This is a genomic window from Gordonia sp. 852002-50395_SCH5434458, from assembly GCF_001665905.1.
Taxonomy (GTDB): Bacteria; Actinomycetota; Actinomycetes; order Mycobacteriales; family Mycobacteriaceae; genus Gordonia; species Gordonia jacobaea.
The window spans coordinates 23,125-48,047 of the sequence record NZ_LZTC01000013.1; the positions used below are offsets into that span (position 1 = coordinate 23,125).

The 24,923-nt window shown below is 66.0% G+C and carries 22 protein-coding genes, 1 pseudogene and 1 riboswitch; of the genes and pseudogenes, 19 read left to right on the forward strand and 4 right to left on the reverse strand.

Translation table 11 applies throughout. From position 1 onward, the window contains the following. Positions 1–39 precede the first annotated feature (39 nt). The 6 genes and pseudogenes from fmt (at position 40) to ribD (ending at position 6,286) form a co-directional block, all read left to right on the forward strand. Complete coding sequence (gene fmt / locus A5785_RS02360) at positions 40–984, forward strand: methionyl-tRNA formyltransferase (RefSeq protein ID WP_005202703.1); 945 nt, start codon at positions 40–42, stop codon at positions 982–984. Continuing rightward, positions 981–2,354, forward strand: coding sequence for an RsmB/NOP family class I SAM-dependent RNA methyltransferase (locus A5785_RS02365; RefSeq protein WP_064864397.1), 1,374 nt, complete (start codon positions 981–983; stop codon positions 2,352–2,354). Before fmt ends, A5785_RS02365 begins: the two co-directional genes overlap by 4 nt. 161 nt (positions 2,355–2,515) lie before the next feature. Continuing rightward, a pseudogene (locus A5785_RS02370) lies at positions 2,516–3,776 on the forward strand (DUF222 domain-containing protein). Positions 3,777–4,007: 231 nt separating this feature from the next. Then, the gene (locus A5785_RS02375) at positions 4,008–4,574 is read left to right on the forward strand and encodes a GtrA family protein (protein ID WP_005202714.1); all 567 of its coding nucleotides are present in this window, start codon (positions 4,008–4,010) and stop codon (positions 4,572–4,574) included. Positions 4,575–4,584: 10 nt separating this feature from the next. Then, positions 4,585–5,283, forward strand: a complete 699-nt coding sequence (gene rpe, locus A5785_RS02380; RefSeq protein WP_231894377.1) for a ribulose-phosphate 3-epimerase — start codon at positions 4,585–4,587, stop codon at positions 5,281–5,283. Positions 5,284–5,302: 19 nt separating this feature from the next. Next, positions 5,303–6,286: a bifunctional diaminohydroxyphosphoribosylaminopyrimidine deaminase/5-amino-6-(5-phosphoribosylamino)uracil reductase RibD gene (gene ribD / locus A5785_RS02385; RefSeq protein WP_005202717.1), complete on the forward strand. Its 984-nt coding sequence runs from the start codon at positions 5,303–5,305 to the stop codon at positions 6,284–6,286. 3 nt (positions 6,287–6,289) lie between these two features. Here ribD and A5785_RS02390 read toward each other — a convergent pair whose 3' ends face one another. Then, positions 6,290–6,547, reverse strand: a complete 258-nt coding sequence (locus tag A5785_RS02390) for a lipopolysaccharide assembly protein LapA domain-containing protein (RefSeq protein ID WP_005202719.1) — start codon at positions 6,545–6,547, stop codon at positions 6,290–6,292. 185 nt (positions 6,548–6,732) lie between these two features. Continuing rightward, a riboswitch (FMN riboswitch) is annotated at positions 6,733–6,890 on the forward strand. Between the two features lie 120 nt (positions 6,891–7,010). On the opposite strand from A5785_RS02390, the gene A5785_RS02395 reads away from it, so the two are divergent. From A5785_RS02395 to ppc, 13 genes are all read left to right on the forward strand, one after another. Continuing rightward, entirely contained in the window at positions 7,011–7,661 is a 651-nt protein-coding gene (locus A5785_RS02395) for a riboflavin synthase (RefSeq protein ID WP_005202721.1), read from the forward strand. Positions 7,662–7,666: 5 nt separating this feature from the next. After that, the gene (locus tag A5785_RS02400) at positions 7,667–9,019 is read left to right on the forward strand and encodes a bifunctional 3,4-dihydroxy-2-butanone-4-phosphate synthase/GTP cyclohydrolase II (protein WP_039854555.1); all 1,353 of its coding nucleotides are present in this window, start codon (positions 7,667–7,669) and stop codon (positions 9,017–9,019) included. Beyond that, the gene (gene ribH, locus A5785_RS02405) at positions 9,016–9,504 is read left to right on the forward strand and encodes a 6,7-dimethyl-8-ribityllumazine synthase (protein ID WP_064864399.1); all 489 of its coding nucleotides are present in this window, start codon (positions 9,016–9,018) and stop codon (positions 9,502–9,504) included. The genes A5785_RS02400 and ribH overlap by 4 nt, the downstream gene beginning before the upstream one ends. Positions 9,505–9,521: 17 nt before the next feature. After that, the gene (locus A5785_RS02410) at positions 9,522–10,007 is read left to right on the forward strand and encodes a PH domain-containing protein (RefSeq protein WP_085941911.1); all 486 of its coding nucleotides are present in this window, start codon (positions 9,522–9,524) and stop codon (positions 10,005–10,007) included. A 48-nt stretch (positions 10,008–10,055) separates the two neighbouring features. Beyond that, positions 10,056–12,104: an excinuclease ABC subunit UvrC gene (gene uvrC, locus A5785_RS02415; RefSeq protein WP_064864401.1), complete on the forward strand. Its 2,049-nt coding sequence runs from the start codon at positions 10,056–10,058 to the stop codon at positions 12,102–12,104. Next, complete coding sequence (gene rapZ, locus A5785_RS02420; protein ID WP_064864403.1) at positions 12,097–12,999, forward strand: RNase adapter RapZ; 903 nt, start codon at positions 12,097–12,099, stop codon at positions 12,997–12,999. Before uvrC ends, rapZ begins: the two co-directional genes overlap by 8 nt. Next, a complete protein-coding gene (locus A5785_RS02425) occupies positions 12,996–14,006 on the forward strand; it encodes a gluconeogenesis factor YvcK family protein (protein WP_064864405.1) in 1,011 nt (336 codons plus the stop codon). Before rapZ ends, A5785_RS02425 begins: the two co-directional genes overlap by 4 nt. A 126-nt stretch (positions 14,007–14,132) precedes the next feature. Next, complete coding sequence (gene whiA / locus A5785_RS02430) at positions 14,133–15,110, forward strand: DNA-binding protein WhiA (protein ID WP_039854557.1); 978 nt, start codon at positions 14,133–14,135, stop codon at positions 15,108–15,110. Between the two features lie 140 nt (positions 15,111–15,250). After that, complete coding sequence (gene gap, locus A5785_RS02435; protein ID WP_005202735.1) at positions 15,251–16,273, forward strand: type I glyceraldehyde-3-phosphate dehydrogenase; 1,023 nt, start codon at positions 15,251–15,253, stop codon at positions 16,271–16,273. Continuing rightward, positions 16,273–17,484 carry a phosphoglycerate kinase gene (locus A5785_RS02440; protein WP_005202736.1) on the forward strand — a complete coding sequence of 404 codons (1,212 nt, stop codon included), beginning with the start codon at positions 16,273–16,275 and terminating at the stop codon, positions 17,482–17,484. The genes gap and A5785_RS02440 overlap by 1 nt, the downstream gene beginning before the upstream one ends. After that, on the forward strand, positions 17,484–18,272 hold the full coding sequence (gene tpiA, locus A5785_RS02445; protein ID WP_064864407.1) for a triose-phosphate isomerase: 789 nt from the start codon (positions 17,484–17,486) through the stop codon (positions 18,270–18,272). Before A5785_RS02440 ends, tpiA begins: the two co-directional genes overlap by 1 nt. Before the next feature lie 149 nt (positions 18,273–18,421). Then, the gene (gene secG, locus A5785_RS02450) at positions 18,422–18,655 is read left to right on the forward strand and encodes a preprotein translocase subunit SecG (protein WP_005202741.1); all 234 of its coding nucleotides are present in this window, start codon (positions 18,422–18,424) and stop codon (positions 18,653–18,655) included. Positions 18,656–18,788: 133 nt separating this feature from the next. After that, positions 18,789–21,623, forward strand: coding sequence for a phosphoenolpyruvate carboxylase (gene ppc, locus A5785_RS02455; protein ID WP_064864409.1), 2,835 nt, complete (start codon positions 18,789–18,791; stop codon positions 21,621–21,623). Between the two features lie 33 nt (positions 21,624–21,656). On the opposite strand, the gene pgl is transcribed toward ppc, so the two are convergent. The 3 genes from pgl to zwf all read right to left on the reverse strand — a co-directional run bounded on the left by pgl (position 21,657) and on the right by zwf (position 24,920). Next, the gene (pgl, locus tag A5785_RS02460; RefSeq protein WP_005202746.1) at positions 21,657–22,409 is read right to left on the reverse strand and encodes a 6-phosphogluconolactonase; all 753 of its coding nucleotides are present in this window, start codon (positions 22,407–22,409) and stop codon (positions 21,657–21,659) included. Continuing rightward, positions 22,406–23,323: a glucose-6-phosphate dehydrogenase assembly protein OpcA gene (locus A5785_RS02465; protein ID WP_005202747.1), complete on the reverse strand. Its 918-nt coding sequence runs from the start codon at positions 23,321–23,323 to the stop codon at positions 22,406–22,408. Before A5785_RS02465 ends, pgl begins: the two co-directional genes overlap by 4 nt. A gap of 61 nt (positions 23,324–23,384) precedes the next feature. Next, a complete protein-coding gene (gene zwf / locus A5785_RS02470; protein WP_005202749.1) occupies positions 23,385–24,920 on the reverse strand; it encodes a glucose-6-phosphate dehydrogenase in 1,536 nt (511 codons plus the stop codon). Between the last annotated feature and the right edge of the window lie 3 nt (positions 24,921–24,923).

The window sequence follows — 24,923 nt, forward strand, 5'->3', positions numbered from 1 at the left end:
GCGCAATGTCTGCGCCCAACGACGCCGAAGGAGTCTGACGTGCGGATCGTGTTCGCCGGAACACCCGAGGTCGCGGTGCCCTCATTGCAGCGACTGCTCGAGTCGGCCGACCATGAGGTCGTCGGTGTGATCTCGCGACCCGATGCGGTCGCGGGGCGTGGTCGTAAGGTGTCGCGGTCACCGATCGCCGAACTCGCCGATGTGAACGGCATCGAGGTCATCACTCCGCGTCGGATGTCCGACGCGGAGGTCGCCGACGCACTCGCGCGGTGGCAACCCGACGTCGGAGCCGTGGTCGCCTATGGCGGGCTGATTCCGCCCGACGTTCTCGAGATCCCACCGCACGGGTGGATCAATCTGCACTTCTCGGTGTTGCCCGCATGGCGCGGGGCCGCACCGGTACAGGCCGCGATCGCCGCCGGTGACGAGACCACGGGCGCCAGCACCTTCCTGTTGGAGAAGGGCCTCGACACCGGCCCCGTCTACGGCGTGCTGACCGAGACGATCCGGCCGACCGACACCAGCGGAGAGCTGCTGGAAAGGCTGTCCGACGCAGGGTCGACGCTCCTTCAGTCCACTCTCGACGGGATCGCCGCGGGTGCGTTGTCGCCGGTGCCGCAGCCTGCAGAGGGAGTCAGCCACGCACCCAAGGTCGAGGTCGACGACGCGCGGGTCCGGTGGGATCTGCCCGCGCACCTGCTCGATCGACGTATCCGTGCCCACACTCCCGCACCTGGCGCGTGGACGACACTCGGCGACGCGCGCGTGAAGCTCGGCCCGGTCGGCCTCGTCGGCTCCGACGACCCGTCCGCGCCGAAGGATCTGGCTCCCGGGCGCGTCGTCGTCACCAAGAAGGTGGTGTTCGTCGGTACGGCCACAGATCCCGTGCGGCTCGGGTGGGTGCAGCCGCCGGGCAAGAAGCAGATGCCCGCCACGGATTGGGCGCGTGGTGCGCGACTCGACGACGAGACGGTGCTGTCATGAGTGATCCGAAACTGCGGAAGAAGGCCGCCGATCCGGTACGCGAGGTCGCACGCGACGTCCTGCGCGCGGTCCGTGAGCGCGACGCCTACGCCAACCTCGTACTCCCGAAGCTGTTGCGAGAGCGCAAGATCACCGGACGCGACGCCGCGCTGGCCACGGAACTGACTTACGGCACCGCGCGTGCACTCGGCACTCTCGACGCGATCATCGCCGAGGCGGCGAATCGTCCAGTGTCCGAGATCGACGGCGACGTTCTCGACGTGCTGCGTCTCGGTGCTTACCAGTTGCTGCGTACCCGCATCGGGGCGCACGCGGCGGTCTCGACGTCCGTCGATCTTGTTCGTAGCGAAAAGGGTATGGGCCCTTCGGGTTTCGTGAATGCCGTGCTGCGCAAGATCTCTCAGCGCGATGAGGACCTGTGGGTCGACGAGTTGGCACCGCCGATCTGGGACGACCTCGTCGGGAACCTGGCGTTCCGATACGCGCACCCGCGCTGGATCGCGGAGGTGTTCTCCGACGCTCTCGGTGGCTCCGCGGGCGAACTGCAGGCCGCGCTCGCCGCCGACGACGACCGGCCACCCGTACATCTCGTCGCCCGCCCGGGACTCATCACCGCAGAGGAATTGGCGCTGACGAGCGGTGGCGAGGTCGGTCGTTACTCGCCGTACGCCGTGTACCTGCCGGGTGGCGACCCGGGCGACATAGAGGCCGTGCGACAGGGCTATGCGGGAGTTCAGGACGAGGGGAGTCAGCTCGTTGCGCGAGCCGTCACCGCCGCCGACATCGGTGAGGACGGCGGTCGATGGCTGGACATGTGCGCAGGCCCCGGCGGTAAGGCTGCGTTGATCGGCGCGATCGCCGACATCGACGGTGCGCATCTCGACGCCGTCGAGGTGAGCGAACACCGCGCCGACCTGATCCGGGGTGTCACCCGCGACATGCCTGTCGACGTCCACGTCGGCGACGCGCGCAATCTGACGCCCGAGACTGGCTTGGCCCCCGGCTACGACAGAATTCTGCTCGACGCCCCGTGCTCGGGACTCGGCTCGCTTCGTCGTCGACCGGAGGCCCGCTGGCGGCGAACTCCCGACGACGTCACCGAACTCGTGGGTCTGCAGCGTGAATTGCTCACGGAGGCTTTGCGAATGGTCCGCCCCGGCGGCGTCGTCGTCTATTCGACGTGCTCGCCGCACCCCGCGGAGACGACCGAGCTCGTCGCCTCTGTTCTCGACGACGTCCCGGAGGCTCGCCAACTCGACGCCCGACCACTCGTCGGCACCGAGGAGATCGGCGACGGCCCACACGTACAACTCTGGCCCCATCGGCAGGGCACCGACGCGATGTTCCTGGCCGCGCTGACGAAGGAGTGATCACTGCTCCTCGACGTGCTCGCACCGTCGCCTTCCCGATCGAAAATGCCTGCGACGCCGCCTGATTCGAGGTAGTCTAGAACAAACATTCGACGGCGTCCGGGGGTCTCGTGTTCGCAGAAACCAGCGATCTGGAATCGCTGGTTTCTGCGCTCGGTGAGATGCCTGCCGCCGAGTCCGAAGCCGATGCCGCCGCTCGGCTCACCGTTCTGGAAGAGATCAAATCCGCCTGTGCCGCAGCACAAGCGCGTGAGGCGGCGCGGTTGGATGAACTCCGTCGCGCCGATGAACAGCAGCGTGGAGTACCGAAAACCAGGCAAGGCCGGGGACTGTCGGCTGAGATCGGAATTGCGCGAAAAGCCTCTCCGCAGAAGGGGTCTCAGTATCTCGGGTTCGCGCGGGCGATCGAGCACGAGAATGCCCCACACGCGCGGCGCGCTGGCGTCGGGTCGGCTGACTGAATGGCGTGCCACCATCCTGGTTCGCGAGACGGCCTACCTCACGCGCGAAACGCGCGAGGAAATCGACCGACGAGTCTGTGCAGATCCGGCGACGCTCGACGGCGTCGGTGACCGTCAACTGGAGGCGCTCGCAAAGCAGCACGCGTATGAGTTGGAGCCCCAGGCCGTGGTGGATCGAAAAGCGAAGGCCGAGAAGGATCGTCGAGTGTCGGTGCGTCCGGCGCCGGATCTGATGACTCAGTTGTCCGCGCTGCTGCCGATGAAGCAGGGGATCTCGGTCTACGCCACACTCAAGCGGTACGCCGACTCGGTCGTCGGTGCAGACGACCGCAGCCACGCGCAGATCATGGCCGACACGCTCGTCGAGCGGGTCACGGGACAGAAATCGGCCGACGCCGTGCCTGTCGCCGTCAACCTCGTCATGTCGTCCGACACGATGCTCGGGGGCGTGAAGGCGGCGGAGGTTCCGGGGTATGGGCCGATTCCGGCGTCCATCGCGCGTCAGCTCATCTCAGAAGGCTTCGACTCCGACAGCGAGACAGCGTCTACCCTGCGGCGCCTCTACGTAAGGCCGTCCGACGGCACGTTGGTCTCGATGGACGCCAAGTCGCGGTGCTTTCCTGGGGCGCTGGCGCTCTTCGTCGCCCGGCGTGACAGACGATGTCGCGTTGCCTACTGCAACGGTCACGTCGAGCACATCGATCACATCCTCGCCCACCGCAGCGGTGGAGCAACGACAGCCGAGAACGGCGAGGGGCTGTGCCGCCTTCATAATCTGGTCAAGGAACTACCCGGTTGGAAGTACCGTCGGTGCACCGAGTTCGGCGACATCACCGTGATCGACGTCATCACCCCCTCGGGGTGCGAGCATCGGAGCACCTCACCGCCCACCGTCGGATTCCGGCCGGTGGGGGAGAGCGCGCTCGAGACCGAGTTGGCGGCGCTGATCAACGCGACGTGACATCGGTTGGGTAGCCGACGCCAACGAGGGTTCCGCTGACCTCGTCGTCGACGATGACGCGCGTACATCGCCTATGGCAGATGGGCGAAATGCTGCGCATTCAGAGAGCACAAATATCATCACTTCCGACGGCGCGCTGATTCTCGGTGCGGGAGTTTGAGCGTTGACCACGTATATTGCCCATACGTGAACGATCTTCGCGCAGCCCGGTACGCCGAACACATACGTAGCATGGGCCAGTTTGTCCGTTTCGGCATTGTCGGAGCGTGCGGAGTCGTCGTCAATATGGTCGTCGCGATCCTGCTGAACAAGGCCCACGGCGGTACCACCAAGGCGAACGACGTGGTGTGGCACGTCAGCGGCACCGACTTCAACCTTCGCTTTACGGTTATCGTCTGGATCGTCGGATTTCTCGTGGCGAATTGCGTGAATTTCCAGCTGAACCGCACGTGGACGTTCAAAAGTGCCAAGCATGCGAGCTGGTGGTCGGAGTTTTGGCCATTTCTCGCCGTCGGCAGCGTCGCTGCGATCGTCGGCATGTTCCTGAAGGTCGGCTTCACCAATCCGACGTCGCCGATCTACCTCTCGTCGTCGTTCTTCCACGAGGGTGCAGGCCTGCATTCGCGCGAGTACTGGGCCCAGATCATCACGATCGTGATCACGATGCCCATCAACTTCGCCGTCAACAAGCTGTGGACGTTCCGCGCGGTGCGGACACCGATCGCCGCGCGTGAAGAGCAGGTGCCGCCGGCTGCCTCCGCGGAACCTGCCACATCGTCGGGCCCGGTGGACAGTTAGATTGACTGCCATGACTGACGCCAACACGCCGATGATCGCGCCGTCGATTCTCTCCGCCGATTTCGCCAATCTCGCAGCCGAATCTGCTGCGGTCGCGCATCCGGGCAGCACTCGCGCCGACTGGCTGCACGTCGACGTGATGGACGCACATTTCGTCCCCAACCTCACGCTCGGGCTCCCGGTCGTCGAGAGCCTGCTCAAGGCAACCGACATCCCCCTCGACTGCCACCTGATGATCGACGACCCCAAGCGCTGGGCGCCGCCGTACGCCGAGGCCGGGGCCTACAACGTCACCTTCCACGCGGAGGCGACCTCGGATCCCGTCGACGTTGCGCGCGACATCCGCGCGGCAGGGGCAAAGGCCGGCCTCGCGATCAAGCCGAACACGCCGCTCGAGCCGTATCTGGAGATCCTGCGCGACATCGACACGCTGCTCGTGATGAGTGTCGAGCCGGGCTTCGGCGGACAGAAGTTCATCGCAGAGGTGCTGGAGAAGGTCAAGATCGTGCGCACAATCGTCGACTCGTCGGATCTGCGACTGCTCGTCGAGATCGACGGCGGAATCAACGCCGACACCATCGAGCAGGCCGCCGAAGCGGGCGTCGACTGCTTCGTCGCGGGTTCGGCTGTCTACGGTGCCGACGATCCCGGTAAGGCTGTCGCAGCGTTGCGCGAGCAGGCCGCCACGGCCAGGGCTCGTGTCGACTGACAAACCCCTCGATTCCTCGATGCGGTCAGCCATCGAGGAATCGGTCGGCGCACTGGGGCTCAGCTCTCCCAACCCGCCCGTCGGGGCGGTGATCGTGTCGCCCGATGGCGAGATCATCGCGCGGGGCCACACGCAGCCGCCTGGCGGGCCGCATGCCGAGATCATGGCGCTGCGTGCTGCGGGAGACGCCGCGCGCGGCGCAACCGCGGTGGTGACACTCGAACCGTGCAATCACACCGGCCGCACCGGCCCGTGTTCGCAAGCCCTGATCGACGCGGGGATCGCGCGCGTGGTGTTCGCGGTTGCCGACCCCAACCCCACCGCCAGCGGGGGAGCAGGGCGGCTGCGCGACGCGGGCGTCGACGTCGAATCCGGTCGCCTCGACGTTGAGGCGCGCACCGGCCCACTGCGCCACTGGCTGTTCACGCAGGAGCACGGCAGGCCGTTCGTCACCGCGAAGATCGCGTCGACCGTCGACGGTCGGGTGGCCGCACCCGACGGCACGAGTCGTTGGATCACCGGCCCACAGTCACGGGCGCGCGCACACCGCCAGCGCGGACAGATCGACGCCATCGTCGTCGGCACCGGAACCGTGCTCGCCGACGATCCCTCGCTCACCGCACGCCTGCCCGACGACACTCTCGCGCCACACCAACCGGTCCGGGTGGCGATGGGGTTGCGCGACGTCGAGACCTCGGCCCGCATCCGCGACGACGCCGCGCCGTTTCTGCAGGTGCGCAGCCACGATCCGGCAGATGTCCTCGCCGCGCTACCCGAGGCCACCTGGGTGCTCGTCGAGGGCGGACCGGCGATCATCGGCGCCTTCATCGACGCGGGTCTCGTCGACGAGATCGAGGCCTACGTCGCGCCGACGGTGCTCGGCGCAGGTGCTGCTTCGGTCGATCGGCCAGCGCTCACGACCCTCGCGCAAGCGCAGCGATTTGTCACCACCGACGTCGAGCGACTCGGTGACGACGTCCTCATCCGCATGGCGCGCGACTGAACCCTACTTTCGCTTCAAGCGGTTCCGGCCGATGAACCATCCCGCGATCACGCCCGCGAGCGCGATGATCGTGAGGACGAGCCACAACGACGCTCCGACGTGGATGAACAAGAAATTGATGCGCACGTGCTGCGTGTTCTGCGCGATGAAGATGACGCCCACAACGATGAGCACGAGTGGAATCCAGTTGCGTGCGGCGAGTCCGAGCAACTTCGACGACGTCGTCTGCCCTGTTGAACTGCCCTCGGTGTTCGCGGTCATTGCGACACCGCCTTCCCATGAGTTTGAACCAAAGCGGCTGTACTGAACTTTGCGGTTGTACTGACTCTGCGGTGGGCGATGAACGCCCGCTGATCGGAATTATCACCCGGTGAGGGGCACCGGTGGCGGATTGCGGGTTTCGGGTGAGTGTCGCACCGCTTCACCTGCGTGCTAGCGTCGAATGCAGACGTTCTCGGGGCGGGGTGAAAGTCCCCACCGGCGGTGAGTGGTCGCGATCAGGTCGCGTCGACAAGCCCGCGAGCGCCCGGCCGCCAGGTCGGGGTCAGCAGATCCGGTGTGATTCCGGAGCCGACGGTCATAGTCCGGATGCGAGAGAACAAGACGGCACAGGTGTGCCGCCCTGTCCGCCCCACGCGGGTTGCCCATTGTGTTCGCGCAGAACACGGCGGGTTATCCGGAACGCAGTGGGTCGCCCGCAACGAGGGCAGGACAGGAGCGCATATTGTTCACCGGCATCGTCGAAGAACTCGGCACGATCGTCGCGCGCGACGACCTTTCGGATTCGGCCCGATTCACCATTTCCGGACCGCTGGTCACCTCTGACGCCTCACACGGAGACTCGATCGCGGTCAACGGTGTGTGCCTGACCGTAGTGGAGTTGTCGTCCGACGGCGCGTTCACGGTCGATGTGATGGCCGAATCCCTCAATCGCAGCTCGCTCGACGTCCTCGCGACCGGCAGCCGCGTCAACCTCGAACGCGCCATGGCCGCAGACGGCCGCTTCGGTGGGCACATCGTCCAGGGTCACGTCGACGGAACCGGCACGGTGACCGCGGTGACGCCCTCCGAGCACTGGACCGTCGTGCGGATCGCCGTTCCCGACACACTGTCGCGCTACCTCGTCGAGAAGGGATCGATCACCGTCGACGGTGTGTCCCTCACCGTGTCCGCCATCGGTGGCGACCCCGCTGGGCAGGGGCAGAGCTGGTTCGAAATTTCCCTGATCCCCACCACGTTGAACGAGACGAACTTGGGTACGGCGCAGGTGGGTGCCGTGGTCAACCTCGAAGTCGACGTCATCGCCAAGTACGTCGAACGTCTTGCGTCGGCAAACACCACCGCAACACCCGCGGACGCAGCAGGAGTGAAGTGACACAGATGAGTACCGAAAACACCGTTGCCGACCACACCGTCGCCGACCACACCGTCACCGACAGCACGGCCACGCACACGACGGTCGACTTCGACACCGTCGAGCGCGCCATCGCCGACATCGCTGCCGGCAAGGCAGTCGTTGTGGTCGACGACGAGGACCGCGAGAACGAGGGCGACCTGATCTTCGCCGCCGAGAAGGCAACTCCGGAGCTCGTTGCCTTCATGGTGCGCTACACGTCGGGCTACCTGTGTGTTCCGCTCGACGGCGACACCTGCGACCGACTCGGCCTACCCCCGATGTACTCGGTCAACCAGGACAAGCACGGCACCGCCTACACCGTGACGGTCGACGCGCGTGAGGGCATCGGCACAGGCATCAGCGCGTCCGACCGCGCGACGACTATGCGCAAGCTCTCCGACCCGGCCAGCACGGCCAACGACTTCACCCGACCGGGCCACGTCGTGCCGCTTCGCGCCAAGGACGGGGGAGTCCTTCGACGCCCCGGACACACCGAAGCCGCTGTCGACCTCGCGCGCCTCGCAGGCTTCACCCCGGCGGGCGTGATCTGCGAGATCGTCTCGCAGAAGGACGAGGGTTCGATGGCGCAGACTCCCGAACTGCGGGTCTTCGCCGACGAACACGACCTCGCACTCATCTCGATCGCCGACCTCATCGCGTGGCGTCGTCGGCACGAGAAGCACGTCGTGCGCGTCGCCGACGCACGCATCCCGACCCGGCACGGAGAGTTCCGCGCGGTCGGCTACACGAGCATCCACGACGACGTCGAGCACGTCGCGTTGGTGATGGGCGACATCGCGGGAGACGACGGAACCGGCAGCGACGTGCTGGTCCGCGTGCACTCCGAATGTCTGACCGGTGACGTGTTCGGATCACTTCGCTGTGACTGCGGTCCGCAACTCGACGCCGCGATGGAGATGGTCGCCGCGGAGGGCCGCGGTGTGGTGCTCTACATGCGTGGCCACGAGGGCCGCGGCATCGGGCTGATGCACAAGCTGCAGGCCTATCAGCTGCAGGACGCGGGTTCTGACACCGTCGATGCCAACCTTCAGCTCGGGCTGCCCGCCGACTCGCGCGACTACGGACTCGGCGCACAGATCCTCGCCGACCTCGGCGTCACCTCGATGCGGTTGCTCACCAACAACCCCGCGAAGCGGGTCGGTCTCGACGGATACGGTCTGCAGATCGTCGAACGCGTGCCGATGCCGGTGCGCGCGAACAAGGAGAACCTGCGGTATCTGCGCACCAAGCGCGACCGCATGGGCCACGACATCATCGGACTCGACGAACCGCTCGCCGACGGCGCAGCGGTCGCAGGTGAGGCAGGACAGGCATGAGCGGCGCGGGCGAACCCGAACTCGACCTCGGCGATGCAGGCGATATCTCGCTCGCCATCGTGTCGTCGCAGTGGCACGCAACGATCTGTACCGCGCTCCTCGACGGTGCCGTGCGGGAGGCAGCCAAGCGCGGCGTCGATGACCCGACCATCGTCCAGGTCGCCGGGGCCATCGAGCTGCCGGTCATCGTGCAGGCGCTGGCCCGGACCCACGACGCCGTGGTGGCGCTCGGGGTCGTGATCAAAGGCGAGACGCCACATTTCGAATACGTCTGCGACGCCGTGACCGCGGGACTGACCCGTGTCTCGCTCGACGAGTCGACGCCGGTCGGCAACGGCGTCCTGACCACGCTCAACGAGCAACAGGCACTCGACCGTGCCGGTCTGCCCGACTCCAAAGAGGACAAGGGTGCACAGGCAACGGCCGCGGCGTTGGCGTCGGCGCTCACGCTGCGTGCGTTGAGCACCGCCGGATCGCCCACGTGACCGAGAGCCGTCAGCACATGGCGTCGACCGACACGTCCGAGCGCGGCGATGCCGAGTGGGACATGGTCTACCGACCACGCCGACTCGCGCGGATCGCCGTCGTCGTCGCCGTCGTCGTGCTGGCCATCCACATCGTCTTCGGTGTGCTGCTGACGATCTCCGACACCGGCCCGGAGAACATCGGGGCGTCGGACCAGGCGGCGATCATCATCATCGGACTGATCATCGCGGCCGCCATTCTGCTGTTCACCCGACCGCGGCTACGCGTCGGAAAGCAGGGCGTATCGGTGCGCAACCTGTGGGGAGACAGACTGTTCGAGTGGGATCGAGTGCGCGGTTTGACCTACCCCGACCGCGGGTTCGGTGCGCAGTTGCTCCTGCCTGCGGACGAGCACATCCCTGTGCTCGCGGTCCAGGCGGGCGACGGGGACAGAGCCGTCGAGGCGATGGATCGCTATCGCGAACTCGCGGCGCGGTACCAGAGCGGTTCGACACCGACCTGACCGGCGGGTGCACCGCTCTGGTCGGTGCCGCGTACTAGCCTGGAATCCGTGGCAGACCCGACTACCTACCGTCCCGCACCGGGGACGATTCCGACCGACCCCGGGGTCTACCGTTTCCGCGATGCACATGGCCGCGTCATCTACGTCGGCAAGGCCAAGAACCTCCGCTCGCGTCTGACGTCGTACTTCGTCGACGTCGCGTCGCTGCATCCACGTACGCGCCGGATGGTCACCACCGCGGCGTCGGTCGAATGGACGGTCGTCGGCACCGAGGTCGAGGCGCTTCAGCTCGAGTACAACTGGATCAAGGAATTCGATCCTCGGTTCAATGTCCGCTATCGCGACGACAAGACCTACCCGATGCTCGCGGTCACCATGAACGAGGAGTATCCGCGGCTGTTCGTCTACCGGGGTCCACGTAAGAAGGGCGTCCGGTACTTCGGTCCCTACTCCCACGCCTGGGCGATCCGCGAGACCGTCGACCTCCTCACCCGCGTCTTCCCGGCCAGAACCTGCTCGGCAGGCGTGTTCAAACGCCACCGCCAGATCGATCGTCCGTGTCTGCTCGGCTACATCGACAAGTGCGCTGCACCGTGCATCGGTCGTGTGAGTGCCGACGAGCACCGTGCAATCGTCAACGACTTCTGCGACTTCCTCGCCGGACGTACCGACCAGATGATTCGACGCCTCGAACGCGAGATGAACACGGCGGCAGAGCAACTCGACTTCGAACGTGCGGCACGGCTGCGCGACGACGTCGGTGCGATGCGACGCGCGATGGAGAAACAAGCCGTTGTGCTCGGTGACGGCACCGACGCCGACGTCGTCGCGATGGTCGGCGACGACCTCGAGGTCTCCGTGCAGATCTTTCACGTCCGCGACGGTCGTGTGCGCGGGCAGCGAGGGTGGGTCGTCGAGAAACCCGACGACGAGTCACCCGCCGAGCAGGTCGCGCAGTTCCTCACACAGTTCTACGGTCGGCAGGACGATCTCGACGGCAGCGAGGCGATCCCGCGAGAAGTACTGGTCCCGGAGCTGCCACCAGACGAGGAGCAACTCACCGCGTGGCTGTCGGGGTTGCGCGGGTCGAAGGTCAGTCTGCGCGTGCCGCAGCGTGGCGACAAGCGCGCACTCTTCGAGACCGTCGAGCGCAATGCGGGCGAGGCGCTCGCCCAGCACAAGCTCAGGCGCGCAGGCGATCTCACCACCAGGTCGGCCGCGCTGACCGAACTACAGGAAGCGCTCGGACTCGACCAGGCACCCTTGCGCATCGAATGCGTCGACATCTCGCACGTCCAGGGAACCGATGTCGTCGCATCGCTCGTCGTGTTCGAGGACGGACTGCCCCGCAAGTCCGACTACCGGCACTACTCGATTCGGCAGGCGGCAGGCGACGGACACTCCGACGACGTGGCATCCATCGCGGAGGTGACCCGCAGGCGGTTTCTGCGGCACCGCGCCGACCAGGACGCCGCCGCGGCGGCCGCGGTGCAGGTGACATCCGGCGAGATCTCCGCGCGTGCGGTCGATTCCGCGCCACCGCCGCCGAAGAAGTTCGCGTATCCGCCCAACTTGTACGTCGTCGACGGCGGCGCGCCTCAGGTCCACGCGGCGGCAGCCGTTCTCGACGAACTCGGCGTCAACGACGTCTCCGTCATCGGCCTCGCCAAGCGTCTCGAAGAGGTGTGGGTGCCCGGCGACGACGACCCGGTCATCCTGCCGCGCAACAGCGAGGCGCTGTTCCTGCTGCAACGCGTACGCGACGAAGCTCACCGGTTCGCGATCACCTTCCACCGCAGCAAGCGCAGCAAACGAATGACCGAATCGGTACTCGACGGCGTCGCCGGTCTCGGGCGCGCACGCCGCACCGCCCTGGTCACCCACTTCGGTTCGGTTGCCCGACTGCGCGAGGCGTCGATCGACGAGATCGCACAGGTTCCCGGCATCGGTGAGGCGACGGCGCGCGCTGTCCACGACGCGCTGGAACCCGTCAACGCGGGCGCTCCGGCCCAGAGTGGTGTTTCAGATCAGAACGGTGTGTCAGATCAGAACGGTGTCCCAAGTGTTCCAACCCAGACGGGAGCAGAGAGTGGCTGAGATCGCCGACGACGATCAACTCGTCGTGCTGTTTGTGGCAGGCATGTCGGGTGCGGGCCGATCGACCGTCGCCAACATCCTGGAGGACGACGGTTGGTACGTCGCCGACAACGTCCCCGCCCCGTTGCTCTCGACGCTGGTCGAGACCGTGCGCGAGTCCGACCCGCCGGTCACCCGGCTGGCGGTGGTGCTGCGGGCTTCCGATCCGTCGATCGGTGCGCAGTTGGAGTCCCTGCGCACCGAACTCGAACTCGCGGGGATCGCCACCAAGGTGTTGTTCCTCGATGCGACCGATTCCGTCCTGGTTCGCAGATTCGAGCAGGTTCGTCGTCGACATCCGTTGCAGGGCAAGGAAACTCTCGTCGAAGGTATCGCTCGCGAGCGTGTCATCCTCGCCCCGATCAAGAACTCCGCCGACCTTGTCGTCGAGACGTCGTCGTTGACGGTGTCGAAGCTGCGTGAGCTCGTCGAAGAGGTTTATCCGCACGACGGCGAGCCACGACTGTCCGTCGCGGTGCAGTCGTTCGGGTTCAAGTACGGGTTGCCCATCGACTCCGACATGGTGGCCGACGTCCGATTCCTGCCCAACCCCTACTGGGTGTCGGAACTGCGCGAGAAGAACGGACGCGACGCACCGGTTCGCGACTACGTGCTCGGGCACGACGAAGCGGGGCATTTCCTCGATCTCTACACCGACCTTGTCGGTGTCGTCGGAAAGGGCTACCTGCGCGAGGGTAAGCGCTACATGACGATCAGCGTCGGCTGCACCGGCGGCAAGCATCGCAGTGTCGCGATCGCCGAGGAACTCGCGTCGCGGTTGAAAGCTGCGGGAGACGACGCCGGTTCGACGCGATACGACGTGCGTGTGATGCACCGCGATCTGGGGCGCGAATGAGCAGCCCGGACCGCATCGTCGCGCTCGGTGGAGGCCACGGCCTGTACGCGACGTTGACGGCGATGAGGTACCTCAGCCCGAACGTCACGGCGGTGGTGACGGTTGCCGACGACGGTGGTTCGTCCGGCAGGCTCCGAAGCGAACTCGACATCATCCCTCCCGGCGATCTGCGGATGGCGATGGTCGCGCTGATGAGCGCACCCGCCGCGCTCGACGATCGAGGCGACAACCCCGAACCGGGCGCGATGGAACGCTCGCGTCACGAACTGTGGGCACGCACGCTGCAGCATCGTTTTGGTGGATACGGCGCACTCGCAGGGCATCCCGTCGGCAACCTGCTCCTCGCGGGCCTGTCCGAGGTTCTCGGCGACCCGGTCGCGGCCCTCGATGAATTGGGCAGACTTTTCGACGTCGACGGCCGGGTGCTTCCGATGTCGACCGGGCCGTTGGAGATCGAAGCGGATGTGTCCGGTCTCGAATCCGATCCACGGATCAGTCGGGTCATCCGGGGACAGGTCGCGGTCGCGACGACGCCGGGCAAGGTGCGTCGCGTGCGTCTGCTGCCGCCCGACCCGCCTGCCTGTGACGATGCTCTCGACGCCATCGCCGCTGCCGACCTCGTCGTACTGGGACCCGGCTCGTGGTTCTCGAGCGTCATCCCACACGTGCTCGTGCCCGCGCAGCGAAAGGCGTTGCGGCAGAGCGCAGCCCGCAAGATGCTGTTCGTCAATCTGGCGCCCGAACCAGGGGAGACGCCGGGCTTCTCGGTCGAGCGTCACCTCCATGTCCTGCACGCGCACGACGACACGTTGTCGATCGACGACGTCGTCGTCGACTCGGCATCTGTACCGTCGGGTGCCGAGCGTGATCACCTGGTGCGGGCGGCGAAGAATTTCGGCGCACAACTGCGCGTCGGGGATCTGGCCGTCCCCGGTCAGCATGTGCACGACCCCGTCAAGGTTGCGTCGCTGGTGAAGCAACTGTGCGAAGGTCAAGGCACCGACTAGGCTGGGTCCATTATCTGAGGCGCGGACGTTGCGAGACTCGGGTGTCTTGAAGTCTCGGGTGTCTTGAAGCATCGCCCGAGCGAGGGGTGTGGGAACCAGGTGACAGGAGGCAAGGGACCGGTGGCAATGACCGCGGCCGTGAAGGACGAGTTGAGCCGGCTCACGGTGACACAGGTGAGTTGCCGCAAGGCCGAGGTGTCTGCGCTGTTGAGGTTCGCAGGGGGCCTGCACATCGTCGCGGGTCGCGTGGTGGTCGAGGCCGAAGTCGACATGGGCAATGTTGCGCGCCGCCTTAGGCGCGACATCCACGACCTCTACGGCTATGCCTCAGAAGTCCACGTGCTCCGTAGCGGGGGCATCCGCAAGAGCGCTCGCTACATCGTGCGGGTCACCAAGGACGGCGAGGGACTCGCGCGTCAGACCGGCCTTCTCGACCTGCGTGGCCGCCCGGTCCGCGGACTGCCCGCGCAGGTGGTCGGTGGCAGCGTCGCCGACGCCGAAGCCGCTTGGCGCGGAGCATTTCTCGCGCACGGATCACTCACCGAACCCGGTCGTTCGTCGGCCCTCGAGGTCAGTTGTCCCGGGCCGGAAGCGGCCCTCGCGCTCGTCGGCGCCGCGCGTCGGCTCGGTGTGTCGGCCAAGGCTCGCGAGGTGCGCGGTGCCGACCGCGTGGTGATCCGCGACGGCGAGGCCATCGGTGCGCTGCTCACCCGCATGGGCGCACATGACACGCGATTGGTGTGGGAGGAACGACGGATGCGACGCGAGGTGCGCGCGACCGCGAACCGCCTCGCGAACTTCGACGACGCCAACCTGCGACGGTCCGCGCGTGCCGCCGTCGCCGCGGCCGCTCGTGTCGAACGGGCATTGGAGATCCTCGGCGACGAAGTCCCCGATCACCTCATCGCGGCAGGGCAACTGCGTGTCACGCACAGGCAGGCGTCGCTGGAGGAGCTCGGTCAACTCGCCGATCCGCCGATGACCAAAGACGCCGTTGCGGGACGGATCCGACGCCTGTTGTCGATGGCCGACAAGAAGGCTCGCACCGAGGGGATTCCCGATACCGAGTCGGCGGTCACGTCGGATCTTCTCGACGACGCCTGACGCTAGCGACCCTAATGGGTGCCGGAGGTGTTCGAGACCACTAGGCTGGACGGTGACTGGGTTCGCGGAGGCGCTTTGGCTCCGCCCCATGACCCGGGCCGTGAGGCCCGAGACCGATGAAACCGCTTAAGGAGCACACAGTGACTGTTCGGGTAGGCGTCAACGGATTCGGCCGAATCGGCCGCAATTTCTTCCGTGCCGTTGAGGCACAAAAGAAGCTGGGCCAGACCGACATCGAGATCGTCGCGGTCAACGACCTGGCCGACAACAAGTCCCTTGCACACCTGCTGAAGTTCGACTCCGTCGGCGGCATCCTCGACGAGGACGTGTCGCTCGAGGGTGAGGACACCATCGTCGTCGGCAACCAGAAGATCAAGGCGCTCGAGGTCCGCGAGGGTCCGGCAGCGCTTCCGTGGGGCGATCTCGGCGTCGACGTCGTCGTCGAATCGACGGGCATCTTCACCAACGCGGAGAAGGCGAAGGGACACCTCGAAGCCGGCGCGAAGAAGGTCGTCATCTCGGCACCCGCGACCGGTGAGGACATCACCATCGTCATGGGCGTCAACGACGACAAGTACGACGGCAGCCAGAACATCATCTCCAACGCGTCGTGCACCACCAACTGCCTCGGCCCGTTCGCGAAGGTGATCAACGACGAGTTCGGCATCATCAAGGGCCTGATGACCACGGTCCACGCCTACACCGCAGACCAGAACCTGCAGGACGGTCCGCACAAGGACCTGCGTCGCGCACGCGCGGCGGCGATCAACATCGTGCCGACCTCGACCGGTGCCGCCAAGGCCATCGGACTCGTGCTCCCCGAGTTGAAGGGCAAGCTCGACGGCTTCGCGCTGCGTGTGCCGATCCCGACCGGCTCGATCACCGACCTCACCGTCGAACTCGAGAAGGGCGTGTCGGTCGACGAGATCAACGCCGCGATGAAGGCTGCCGCCGACGGACCGCTCAAGGGCATCCTGCGTTACTACGACGCACCGATCGTCTCCTCGGACATCGTGGGCGACCCGCACTCGTCGATCTTCGACGCGGGCCTGACCAAGGTCATCGAGGGCAACCTCGCCAAGGTCAGCTCCTGGTACGACAACGAGTGGGGCTACTCCAACCGCCTCGTCGACCTCTCCGATCTGGTGGGTAAGTCGCTGTAATGAGTGTGAAGACTCTGAAAGACCTTCTGGCCGAAGGCGTTTCAGGGCGCGCGGTGCTGGTCCGGTCGGATTTCAACGTTCCGCTCGACGGAACGAAGATCACCGATCCGGGCCGCATCATCGCGTCGCTGCCGACGCTCAACGCACTGATCGACGCGGGCGCCAAGGTTGTCATCGCCGCCCACCTCGGTCGTCCCAAGGGCGAACCGGACCCGAAGTACTCGTTGGCGCCGGTCGCAGAGCGCCTCGGTGAAGAACTCGGACGCAACGTCCAGCTCGCCGCCGACGTCGTCGGACCCGATGCGCTCGCGCGCGCCGAGGGATTGACCGACGGCGACGTGCTGCTGCTCGAGAATGTTCGATTCGATGCCCGCGAGACGTCGAAGGTCAATGCCGAGCGCGAGTCGATGGCCGCCCAGCTCGCCGAGCTCGTGGGCGACGACGGCGCGTTCGTCTCCGATGGTTTCGGTGTGGTCCACCGCAAGCAGGCGTCGGTGTACGACGTCGCCAAGCTGCTGCCGCACTACGCGGGTCAGCTCGTCGAGCGTGAGGTCGACGTGTTGACGACGCTGACGACCGATCCGGCGCGGCCCTATGCCGTCGTGCTCGGTGGCTCGAAGGTGTCGGACAAGCTCGGCGTGATCGAATCGCTGGCCCCCAAGGTCGACACCCTGGTCATCGGCGGCGGTATGGCGTTCACTTTCCTTGCCGCGCAAGGACATTCGGTCGGTAAGTCGCTGCTGCAGGAAGATCAGATCGACGTCTGCAAAGACCTGCTCGACCGGTTCGCCGACGTCATCCACCTTCCGGTCGACGTCGTCGTCGGCGACAAGTTCGCCGCCGATGCCGAGTCCGACACCGTCTCGGTCGAGGACATCCCCGACGAGTGGATGGGCCTCGACATCGGGCCTGAGTCGGTCAACCGCTTCGCCGCGGTGCTGACCGGGGCCAAGACCATCTTCTGGAACGGCCCGATGGGCGTGTTCGAGTTCCCGAAGTTCGCCGCGGGCACCAAGGGTGTGGCCGAGGCGATCATCACCGCGACCAACAACGGCGCGTTCAGCGTCGTCGGCGGTGGCGACTCGGCTGCTGCCGTGCGCACGCTCGGGCTGCCGGAAGAGGGCTTCTCGCACATCTCGACGGGTGGCGGCGCGTCGTTGGAGTTCCTCGAAGGCAAGGAGCTTCCGGGTCTGAAGGTGCTGGAGGACTGATGGCTGCTCGTAAACCGCTCATCGCGGGCAACTGGAAGATGAATCTCAACCATCTCGAGGCCATCGCCCTGGTGCAGAAGATCGCGTTCGCACTGCCGGCGAAGTACTTCGAGAAGGTCGACGTGACGGTGATCCCGCCGTTCACCGACATCCGCAGTGTGCAGACCGTCGTCGACGGCGACAAGCTGCTGCTCACCTACGGGGCGCAGGATCTGTCCGAGCACGACTCGGGCGCCTACACCGGCGAGATCAGCGGAGCCTTCCTCGCGAAGCTCGGCTGCACCTTCGTCATCGTCGGGCACTCCGAGCGTCGGACCATGCACGGTGAGACCGACGAGGTGGTGCTGGCCAAGACCAAGGCGGCGCTGCGTCACGGACTGACCCCCATCGTGTGTATCGGCGAGCACCTCGACGTCCGTGAGGCCGGAAACCAGGTCTCGCACAACGTCGAACAGCTCAAGGCGTCGTTGGCAGGTCTCTCGGCCGAGGAGATCGGCAAGGTCGTCGTCGCCTACGAACCGGTCTGGGCGATCGGCACCGGCCGTGTTGCCAGTGCGCAGGACGCCCAAGAGGTGTGTGGCGCGGTTCGCGGTGCGCTTGCGGAACTGGCCGACGAGGCCACCGCGGCGACGGTCCGTGTGCTCTACGGCGGCTCCGTCAACGCCAAGAATGTCGGCGACCTCGGGGCACAGCCCGACGTCGACGGCGCACTTGTCGGCGGTGCATCGCTGAAGGCCGACGATTTCGCAACGCTCTCGGCCATCGCGGCAGGTGGTCCACTGCCCTGAGGGGTGGTGCCCACACGCCGTGGGTCGCTCGCGGGGTCATAGCTCCCGACGCGTAGACTGTGGCAGGTTGGTTTCGTCATGCGCGCTCATGTGTGCAACGAGGCCAACCTGCCCTCTGCCGTACACGACGAAACAGGAATGCTCACCGGATGAAGCTCGCGCTCGAAATCGGTCTGATCGTGACCAGTGTTCTGCTGGTCGTCCTCGTGCTGCTGCATCGCGGCAAGGGCGGTGGCCTGTCCTCGCTGTTCGGCGGCGGCGTGCAGTCGAGTCTGTCGGGTTCGAGCGTTGTCGAGCGCAATCTCGACCGGTTGACGGTCTTCGTCGGCCTGGTGTGGTTCATCCTCATCATCGGCGTCGAACTCGACATCAAGTACTCCTGACCAAGATCACGTACTTCTGACACTTTCAGCACGGGGGCCGCGCACAGTGCGCGGCCCTTGTGCTGTGTCCGCTCTGTCCTTCTCGGGTTGCGTCGAGATGCCCCGTTCGCTGAATACCTGAATACTTGAGGACATGACCTCAACCGATCCGTCCCACGGTGCCCCGGCCTGGCGTCCATCGACGTCCATCGATGATCTGATCTCCGTTGACGACGAGGGGCGTGCCCTCACCGAACCGCTGCGTGAAGACATCCGGTTGCTTGGCGGTCTTCTCGGCGACGCGATCAGAGAGCACGCGGGCGCCGAGGTTTTCGAACTGGTCGAAGCTGCGCGCGTCGCGGCTTTCAAAATTCGACGCGCCGAGATCGACCGAGATGATCTCGCCGACATGTTCATCGATCTCGACATCGACACCGCGATGCCGGTCATCCGTGCATTCGGTAACTTCGCGCTTCTGGCGAATCTCGCCGAGGACATCCACCGTGAGCGTCGGCGTGCCATTCACGTGCGTGCGGGCGATCCGCCACAGGAGAGCAGCCTCGCGGCCACCTACGCGAAGCTCGCGGCCGCCGACCTGTCCGACGCCCAGGTGGGAGCGGCGCTCGCCGACGCGACGGTCGTCCCGGTGATCACCGCCCATCCGACCGAGACCCGACGCCGCACGGTCTTCGACGCGCAGAACCGCATCACCGAGCTCATGCGCTTTCGCGGACGCACCAACCTCACCTCCGACGAGGACGCCGAGGTCATCGAGGCGATCGAGCGCCAGATCCTGACACTGTGGCAGACGGCACTCATCCGTCTCGAACGTCTCACCATCCAGGACGAGATCCGGTCCGGCCTCCGCTACTACGACGCCTCGTTCTTCGACGTCGTACCGAAGATCAACACGTCGGTGCGGTCGACACTGCAGGCGGCGTACCCCGACGCCGGCCTGTCCGACGAGCCGATCCTGCGGATGGGTTCGTGGATCGGCGGCGACCGTGACGGCAACCCGTATGTGACCGGCGATGTGGTCGCGTTGGCGACGTCCCTCGCGGCGCGCACCGCGATCGGACACCACCTGTCCGAACTTCGGCTGCTCCGTCAGGAGCTGAGCATGTCGGCGCGGTTGATCGAAACCAGCGGGCGGCTCGTCCAACTCGCGGGTGTCGACGCAGACGACCCGGCGACCGACGAGCCATTCCGGTTGGCACTCAAGCACATTCGTGCGCGACTCGTCGCGACGGCTGAAGCGTTGTTCGGCCCGGACGTGCTGCAGAAGGAGGATCTCGACCTCATCGACGGCAAGCCGCCGTATGCCGATTCGGCCGAACTCCTCGCCGATCTCGACGTCGTCGACGAAGCGCTCCGCGAGAATCGTGATGAGGCCATCGCCGACGATCGGCTGCTGCGCCTGCGTGAGGGCGTCCGGACGTTCGGATTCAATCTGTCGGGTCTGGACATGCGGCAGAACTCCGACATGCACGAAGAGGTCATCGCCGAGCTGCTGGCGTGGGCGGGCGCCACACCCGACTACTTGTCGTTGTCCGAGGAGGATCGCGTTGCGGTGCTGTCGGCGGAGCTGCAGGCCCGCCGTCCGCTCACCAGGCCCGATTCGGACCTCTCGGAGCTCGCACGCAAGGAACTCGACATCGTTCGCGCTGCTGCCGCCGCCGTCGCGGCATTCGGCCCGCAGTCCGTACCGAACTACGTCATCTCCATGTGTACGTCGGTCAGCGACATGTTGGAGCCGATGATCCTCCTCAAAGAAGCAGGCCTCATCGACATCGACGACGACGGCAAGCTGGTCTCGACGGTGCGGATCGTCCCGCTGTTCGAGACGATCGAAGATCTCCAGCAGGGCGCCGAAACGCTGCTCGCTGCGCTCGATTTGCCGTTCTACCGCGATCTCGTCGATTCGCAGGCCGGGATGCAGGAGGTCATGCTCGGATACTCGGATTCGAACAAGGACGGCGGGTACATGGCCGCCAACTGGGCGCTCTATCGCGGTGAGCTCGACCTCGTCGAGGCGGCCAAGAAGGCGGGTATCCGCCTGCGTCTGTTCCACGGTCGCGGTGGCACGGTCGGTCGCGGTGGCGGCCCGAGCTACGACGCGATCCTGGCCCAACCGCCGGGGGCGGTGCAGGGTTCGCTGCGTATCACCGAGCAGGGCGAGATCATCGCGGCCAAGTACGCGGAACCCGTTGTCGCCGAACGCAATCTGGAAACGCTACTCGCGGCAACCATCGAGTCGTCGTTGCTCGACGTCGAGGGTCTCGGTGATGAATCGGAACAGGCGTACCAGAATATGGACGAGGTAGCGGCCCTTGCCCGTGCCGCGTACTCGAAGCTCGTGCACGAGACGTCCGGGTTCGTCGAGTACTTCACCACGTCGACACCGCTGTCGGAAATCGGCGCACTCAACATCGGCAGCAGGCCCGCGTCGCGCAAGCAGACCGAGAAGATCTCGGACCTGCGCGCCATTCCGTGGGTGCTGTCGTGGACGCAGTCCCGTGTGATGCTGCCGGGGTGGTACGGCACCGGCACGGCCTTCGAGCAGTGGGTCGGCGACGACCCGCAGCGACTCGAGACCCTCCATCGGTACTACGAGAAGTGGCCGTTCTTCCGCACGGTGATGTCGAACATGGCGCAGGTGCTCGCCAAGTCGGACATGGGTCTCGCGCACCGGTACGCCCAGCTCGTTCCGGATGAAGCGTTGCGCGACAAGGTATTCGGGATGATCGTCGACGAGCACGAGCGCACCCTCGCGATGTACGCGAAGATCACCGGCACCGATGATCTTCTCGCCGACAACGCCGCACTGAAGCGTTCGGTGTACAACCGATTCCCGTATCTCGAGCCGTTGAATCTGCTGCAGGTGGAACTGCTGCGGCGGTTCCGTGCAGGCGACGACAGCCCGCGGGTCCGACGTGGCATCCAGCTCACGATGAACGGTCTGGCGACGGCGCTGCGTAACAGCGGCTAGCGCGGCCGACGGCAGCCGCCGCCGACCGGGGAACTATACCGAGAGTTTTCCGGCGGCGGCGTCGTCGAGGAACCACACGGTCTCCGACGTTCCGTGCGCACCCGCACACGGCCAGTCGTCGCGCGACGCCCCCGAATGTGCGGCGGCCACAGCGTCGGCCTTGTCGGCGCCGGACACCAGGAACCACACCGCCGACGACCGATTCAGCGCGGGGAAGGTCAACGTGATCCGACGCGGCGGTGGCTTCGGCGAGTTCTCGACCGGAACAACTGTCCGCACGTTCTCTGCGGTCGCGTCGGTGTGGGGGAAGAGCGAGTTGATGTGACCTTCGCCGCCCATCCCGAGTAGGTGCAGATCGAACGCTGGGGAGATGCCGTTATCCGCGTTGGCCGCGAGGACGGCCGCGTAATCCTGTGCGGCAGCCTCGATGTCGTCGCCGAACGGTCCGTCCGACGCCGCCACCGGATGCACTCGGGCCGGGTCGACCGGCACATGCGCGAGAAGGGCCTCGGTGGCCTGTCCGACGTTGCGTTCGGGGTCGTCGTTCGGAACGAAACGTTCGTCACCCCAGTAGAAGTCGATCCGCGACCAGTCCAGCGGGCTCGTGTCGACCTCGCCTCCCGGTGCCAGAGCGCGCAGAATGCCGATCCCGTTGCTTCCTCCGGTCAGCACCACCGACGCGACGCCACGCTCCTTCTGCGCACGTGACACTATGTCGACGAATCGTGCTGCCGCCGTGGTGGTCAGCATGTCGCGGTCGTCGAACACGAGGGTTTCCGTCGTCATACCGGCGCTCCCTGTGCCTGTAGCTCCACCGCGCCGCGCAGGGCGAGTTCGTACATGTCATCGGTGTCGAGTCGGCGTAATTCCTCTGCCAGGCAGATCGGCAGGTCGCGGTGCATCATCGCCACACGGCCGTCGGGTTTGCCCGGGGCACTCAGTACGGCGTTGCCGTTCTGGTCGATCGACATGACCGTGGTGCCCTCGTCACGGTGAAGACGTACCTCGAAGCTGCCGATGTACCGCCGTGTCGGAACGCCGAGCGTCGAAAGAAGCCATCCCGCAAGCAGATCGACGCTCGGGGAGGTCGCGGGTCCGGTCACCTCCGCAGCAGTGATGGGGGTGTGCGGAGGCCGCTCGACAGCCGACGCGAGCAGGGCTCGCCACCCGGTGATCTGCGTCCACGCGAGGTCGGTGTCGCCGGGAGCGTACGTGGCCAACCTGCGTTCGAGGACCGTCTCCGGGTTCGCCGACTTCGTCGCGTCGAGAATCCGCCGACGCCCGATCTTGCCCATCGTGTCCTTGGCGGGATCCTCGGGCGCGGCACCGGGCCACCACGTCACGATGGGGGTATCGGGCAGCAGGAACGGCGTCACGACGCTGCGTGGATGATTCGCCAGCTCACCGTGAAGCGTCAGGAGCACGACCTCCGACGCACCCGCATCACCACCGACACGGATCTCCGCGTCGAGTCGTGACTGTTCGCCGCGCGGATCGCACGAGATCACGATCACCCGGCTCGGGTGTTCGCTACTGGCACCGATGGCCGCTTCAATGGCCGCCTCGGTCGGTTCGCCGTGTTCGGCGACGACCACCAGGGTCAGCACGCGTCCGAGGCTGATGGCGCCTCCGGACTCGCGGACCATGACGATCTTCTTGGCGACCTCGTTGGTCGTCGTGTCGGGCAGGGTGACGATCATCAGTGCCTCCTCGGCGCGGGCGGGGGATGCGGCAAAAACCGGACGATCGGGCTCGGCCGGGTCAGGGTCGACGCCACGTTCGTCCGGTGCGGGCCATCATTTCGTCGGCGGAGTCGGGTCCCCAGGTGCCCGACTCGTAGGTGTCGGGACGCCCGGACTGCGCCCAGTGGTCGAGGACGGGATCGAGGATCTTCCACGACAATTCGACCTCGTCGTTGACCGGGAACAGCGACGGCTCACCGAGCAGCACGTCGAGGATCAGCCGCTCGTAGGCCTCGGGAGATGCTTCGGTGAACGCCGTGCGGTAACTGAAGTCCATGTTGACGTCGCGGACCTCCATGCTCGACGCGGGCACCTTCGACCCGAACCGCAGTCTGATGCCCTCGTCCGGCTGCACTCTGATCACGAGTGCGTTCTGCGACAGCTCCTCGGTCATCGTCTTGTCGAACGGAAGGTGCGGTGCACGCTTGAAGACCAGTGCAATCTCGGTCACCCTGCGGCCCAAGCGTTTTCCCGTGCGCAGGTAGAAGGGCACGCCCGCCCAGCGTCGTGAATCCACCTCGAGCGCGATCGCCGCGTAGGTCTCGGTGATGGAGTCGGCGCTGAACCCTTCCTCCTCCAGGAGTCCCGGGACCTTCTGGCTGCCCTGCCAGCCCGGCCCGTACTGGCCGCGCGCAGTGTTCTCGTCGAGAGGCAGGATGTTGCTCGTCGCCGAGAGCACCTTGATCTTCTCGGCCTGTAATTGCTTGGGCTCGAACGAGATCGGCTCCTCCATCGCGACCAGTGCCATGAGTTGGAGCAAATGGTTCTGGATCACATCGCGCGCGGCACCGATGCCGTCGTAATAGCCGGCACGTCCGCCGAGGCCGATGTCCTCGGCCATGGTGATCTGGACGTGGTCGACGTAGTGCGAACTCCACAGCGGATCGAACAGTTGGTTCGCGAAGCGCAGCGCGAGAATGTTCTGCACCGTCTCCTTGCCGAGGTAGTGGTCGATGCGGAACACCGACGACTCCGGGAACACGGCATTGACGATGGCATTGAGTTCCTTGGCCGACTGCAGATCGTGCCCGAAGGGTTTCTCGATCACCACGCGACGCCAGTTGTCGCCTTCCTCGGCGGCCAGCCCACTGCGTTCGAGTTGCTCGCAGACCGTGGGGAACGCGTTGGGCGGAATCGAGAGATAGAAGGCGTGATTACCGTCCGTGCCGCGCTCCTTGTCGAGCCGCAGGAGCGTCTCGTGCAGGCGGTCGAATGCTGCATCGTCGTCGAAGGAACCCTGGACGAACCGAAATCCCTCCGACAAACGTTCCCAGACCTCCTCGCGGAAGCCTGTCCTTGCGTGCTCGCGAACGGCGTCGTGGACGACTTTCGCGAAATCCTCGTCGTCCCAATCCCGTCGGGCGAAACCGACGAGCGCGAACCACGGCGGCAACAACCCCCGATTGGCGAGGTCGTACACCGCCGGCATCAACTTCTTGCGTGCGAGATCTCCGGTGACGCCGAAGATGACGAGGCTGCACGGGCCTGCGATACGAGGGAGACGTTTGTCACGTGGGTCGCGCAGCGGGTTCTTCCATCCCGCGGTGTCTGCCACCTA

What these genes read in the sequence shown, in the direction of transcription:
- tpiA (WP_064864407.1), top strand. Translation starts at nt 17,484, where the DNA reads ATGGCTGCTCGTAAACCGCTCATCGCGGGCAACTGGAAGATGAATCTC.
- secG (WP_005202741.1), top strand. Translation starts at nt 18,422, where the DNA reads ATGAAGCTCGCGCTCGAAATCGGTCTGATCGTGACCAGTGTTCTGCTG.
- ribH (WP_064864399.1), top strand. Translation starts at nt 9,016, where the DNA reads ATGAGCGGCGCGGGCGAACCCGAACTCGACCTCGGCGATGCAGGCGAT.
- A5785_RS02375 (WP_005202714.1), top strand. Translation starts at nt 4,008, where the DNA reads ATGGGCCAGTTTGTCCGTTTCGGCATTGTCGGAGCGTGCGGAGTCGTC.
- pgl (WP_005202746.1), bottom strand. Translation starts at nt 22,409, where the DNA reads ATGACGACGGAAACCCTCGTGTTCGACGACCGCGACATGCTGACCACC.
- rpe (WP_231894377.1), top strand. Translation starts at nt 4,585, where the DNA reads ATGACTGACGCCAACACGCCGATGATCGCGCCGTCGATTCTCTCCGCC.
- A5785_RS02410 (WP_085941911.1), top strand. Translation starts at nt 9,522, where the DNA reads ATGGCGTCGACCGACACGTCCGAGCGCGGCGATGCCGAGTGGGACATG.
- ppc (WP_064864409.1), top strand. Translation starts at nt 18,789, where the DNA reads ATGACCTCAACCGATCCGTCCCACGGTGCCCCGGCCTGGCGTCCATCG.
- ribD (WP_005202717.1), top strand. Translation starts at nt 5,303, where the DNA reads ATGCGGTCAGCCATCGAGGAATCGGTCGGCGCACTGGGGCTCAGCTCT.
- A5785_RS02440 (WP_005202736.1), top strand. Translation starts at nt 16,273, where the DNA reads ATGAGTGTGAAGACTCTGAAAGACCTTCTGGCCGAAGGCGTTTCAGGG.
- A5785_RS02390 (WP_005202719.1), bottom strand. Translation starts at nt 6,547, where the DNA reads ATGACCGCGAACACCGAGGGCAGTTCAACAGGGCAGACGACGTCGTCG.
- A5785_RS02465 (WP_005202747.1), bottom strand. Translation starts at nt 23,323, where the DNA reads ATGATCGTCACCCTGCCCGACACGACGACCAACGAGGTCGCCAAGAAG.
- A5785_RS02400 (WP_039854555.1), top strand. Translation starts at nt 7,667, where the DNA reads ATGAGTACCGAAAACACCGTTGCCGACCACACCGTCGCCGACCACACC.
- whiA (WP_039854557.1), top strand. Translation starts at nt 14,133, where the DNA reads ATGACCGCGGCCGTGAAGGACGAGTTGAGCCGGCTCACGGTGACACAG.
- A5785_RS02425 (WP_064864405.1), top strand. Translation starts at nt 12,996, where the DNA reads ATGAGCAGCCCGGACCGCATCGTCGCGCTCGGTGGAGGCCACGGCCTG.
- A5785_RS02365 (WP_064864397.1), top strand. Translation starts at nt 981, where the DNA reads ATGAGTGATCCGAAACTGCGGAAGAAGGCCGCCGATCCGGTACGCGAG.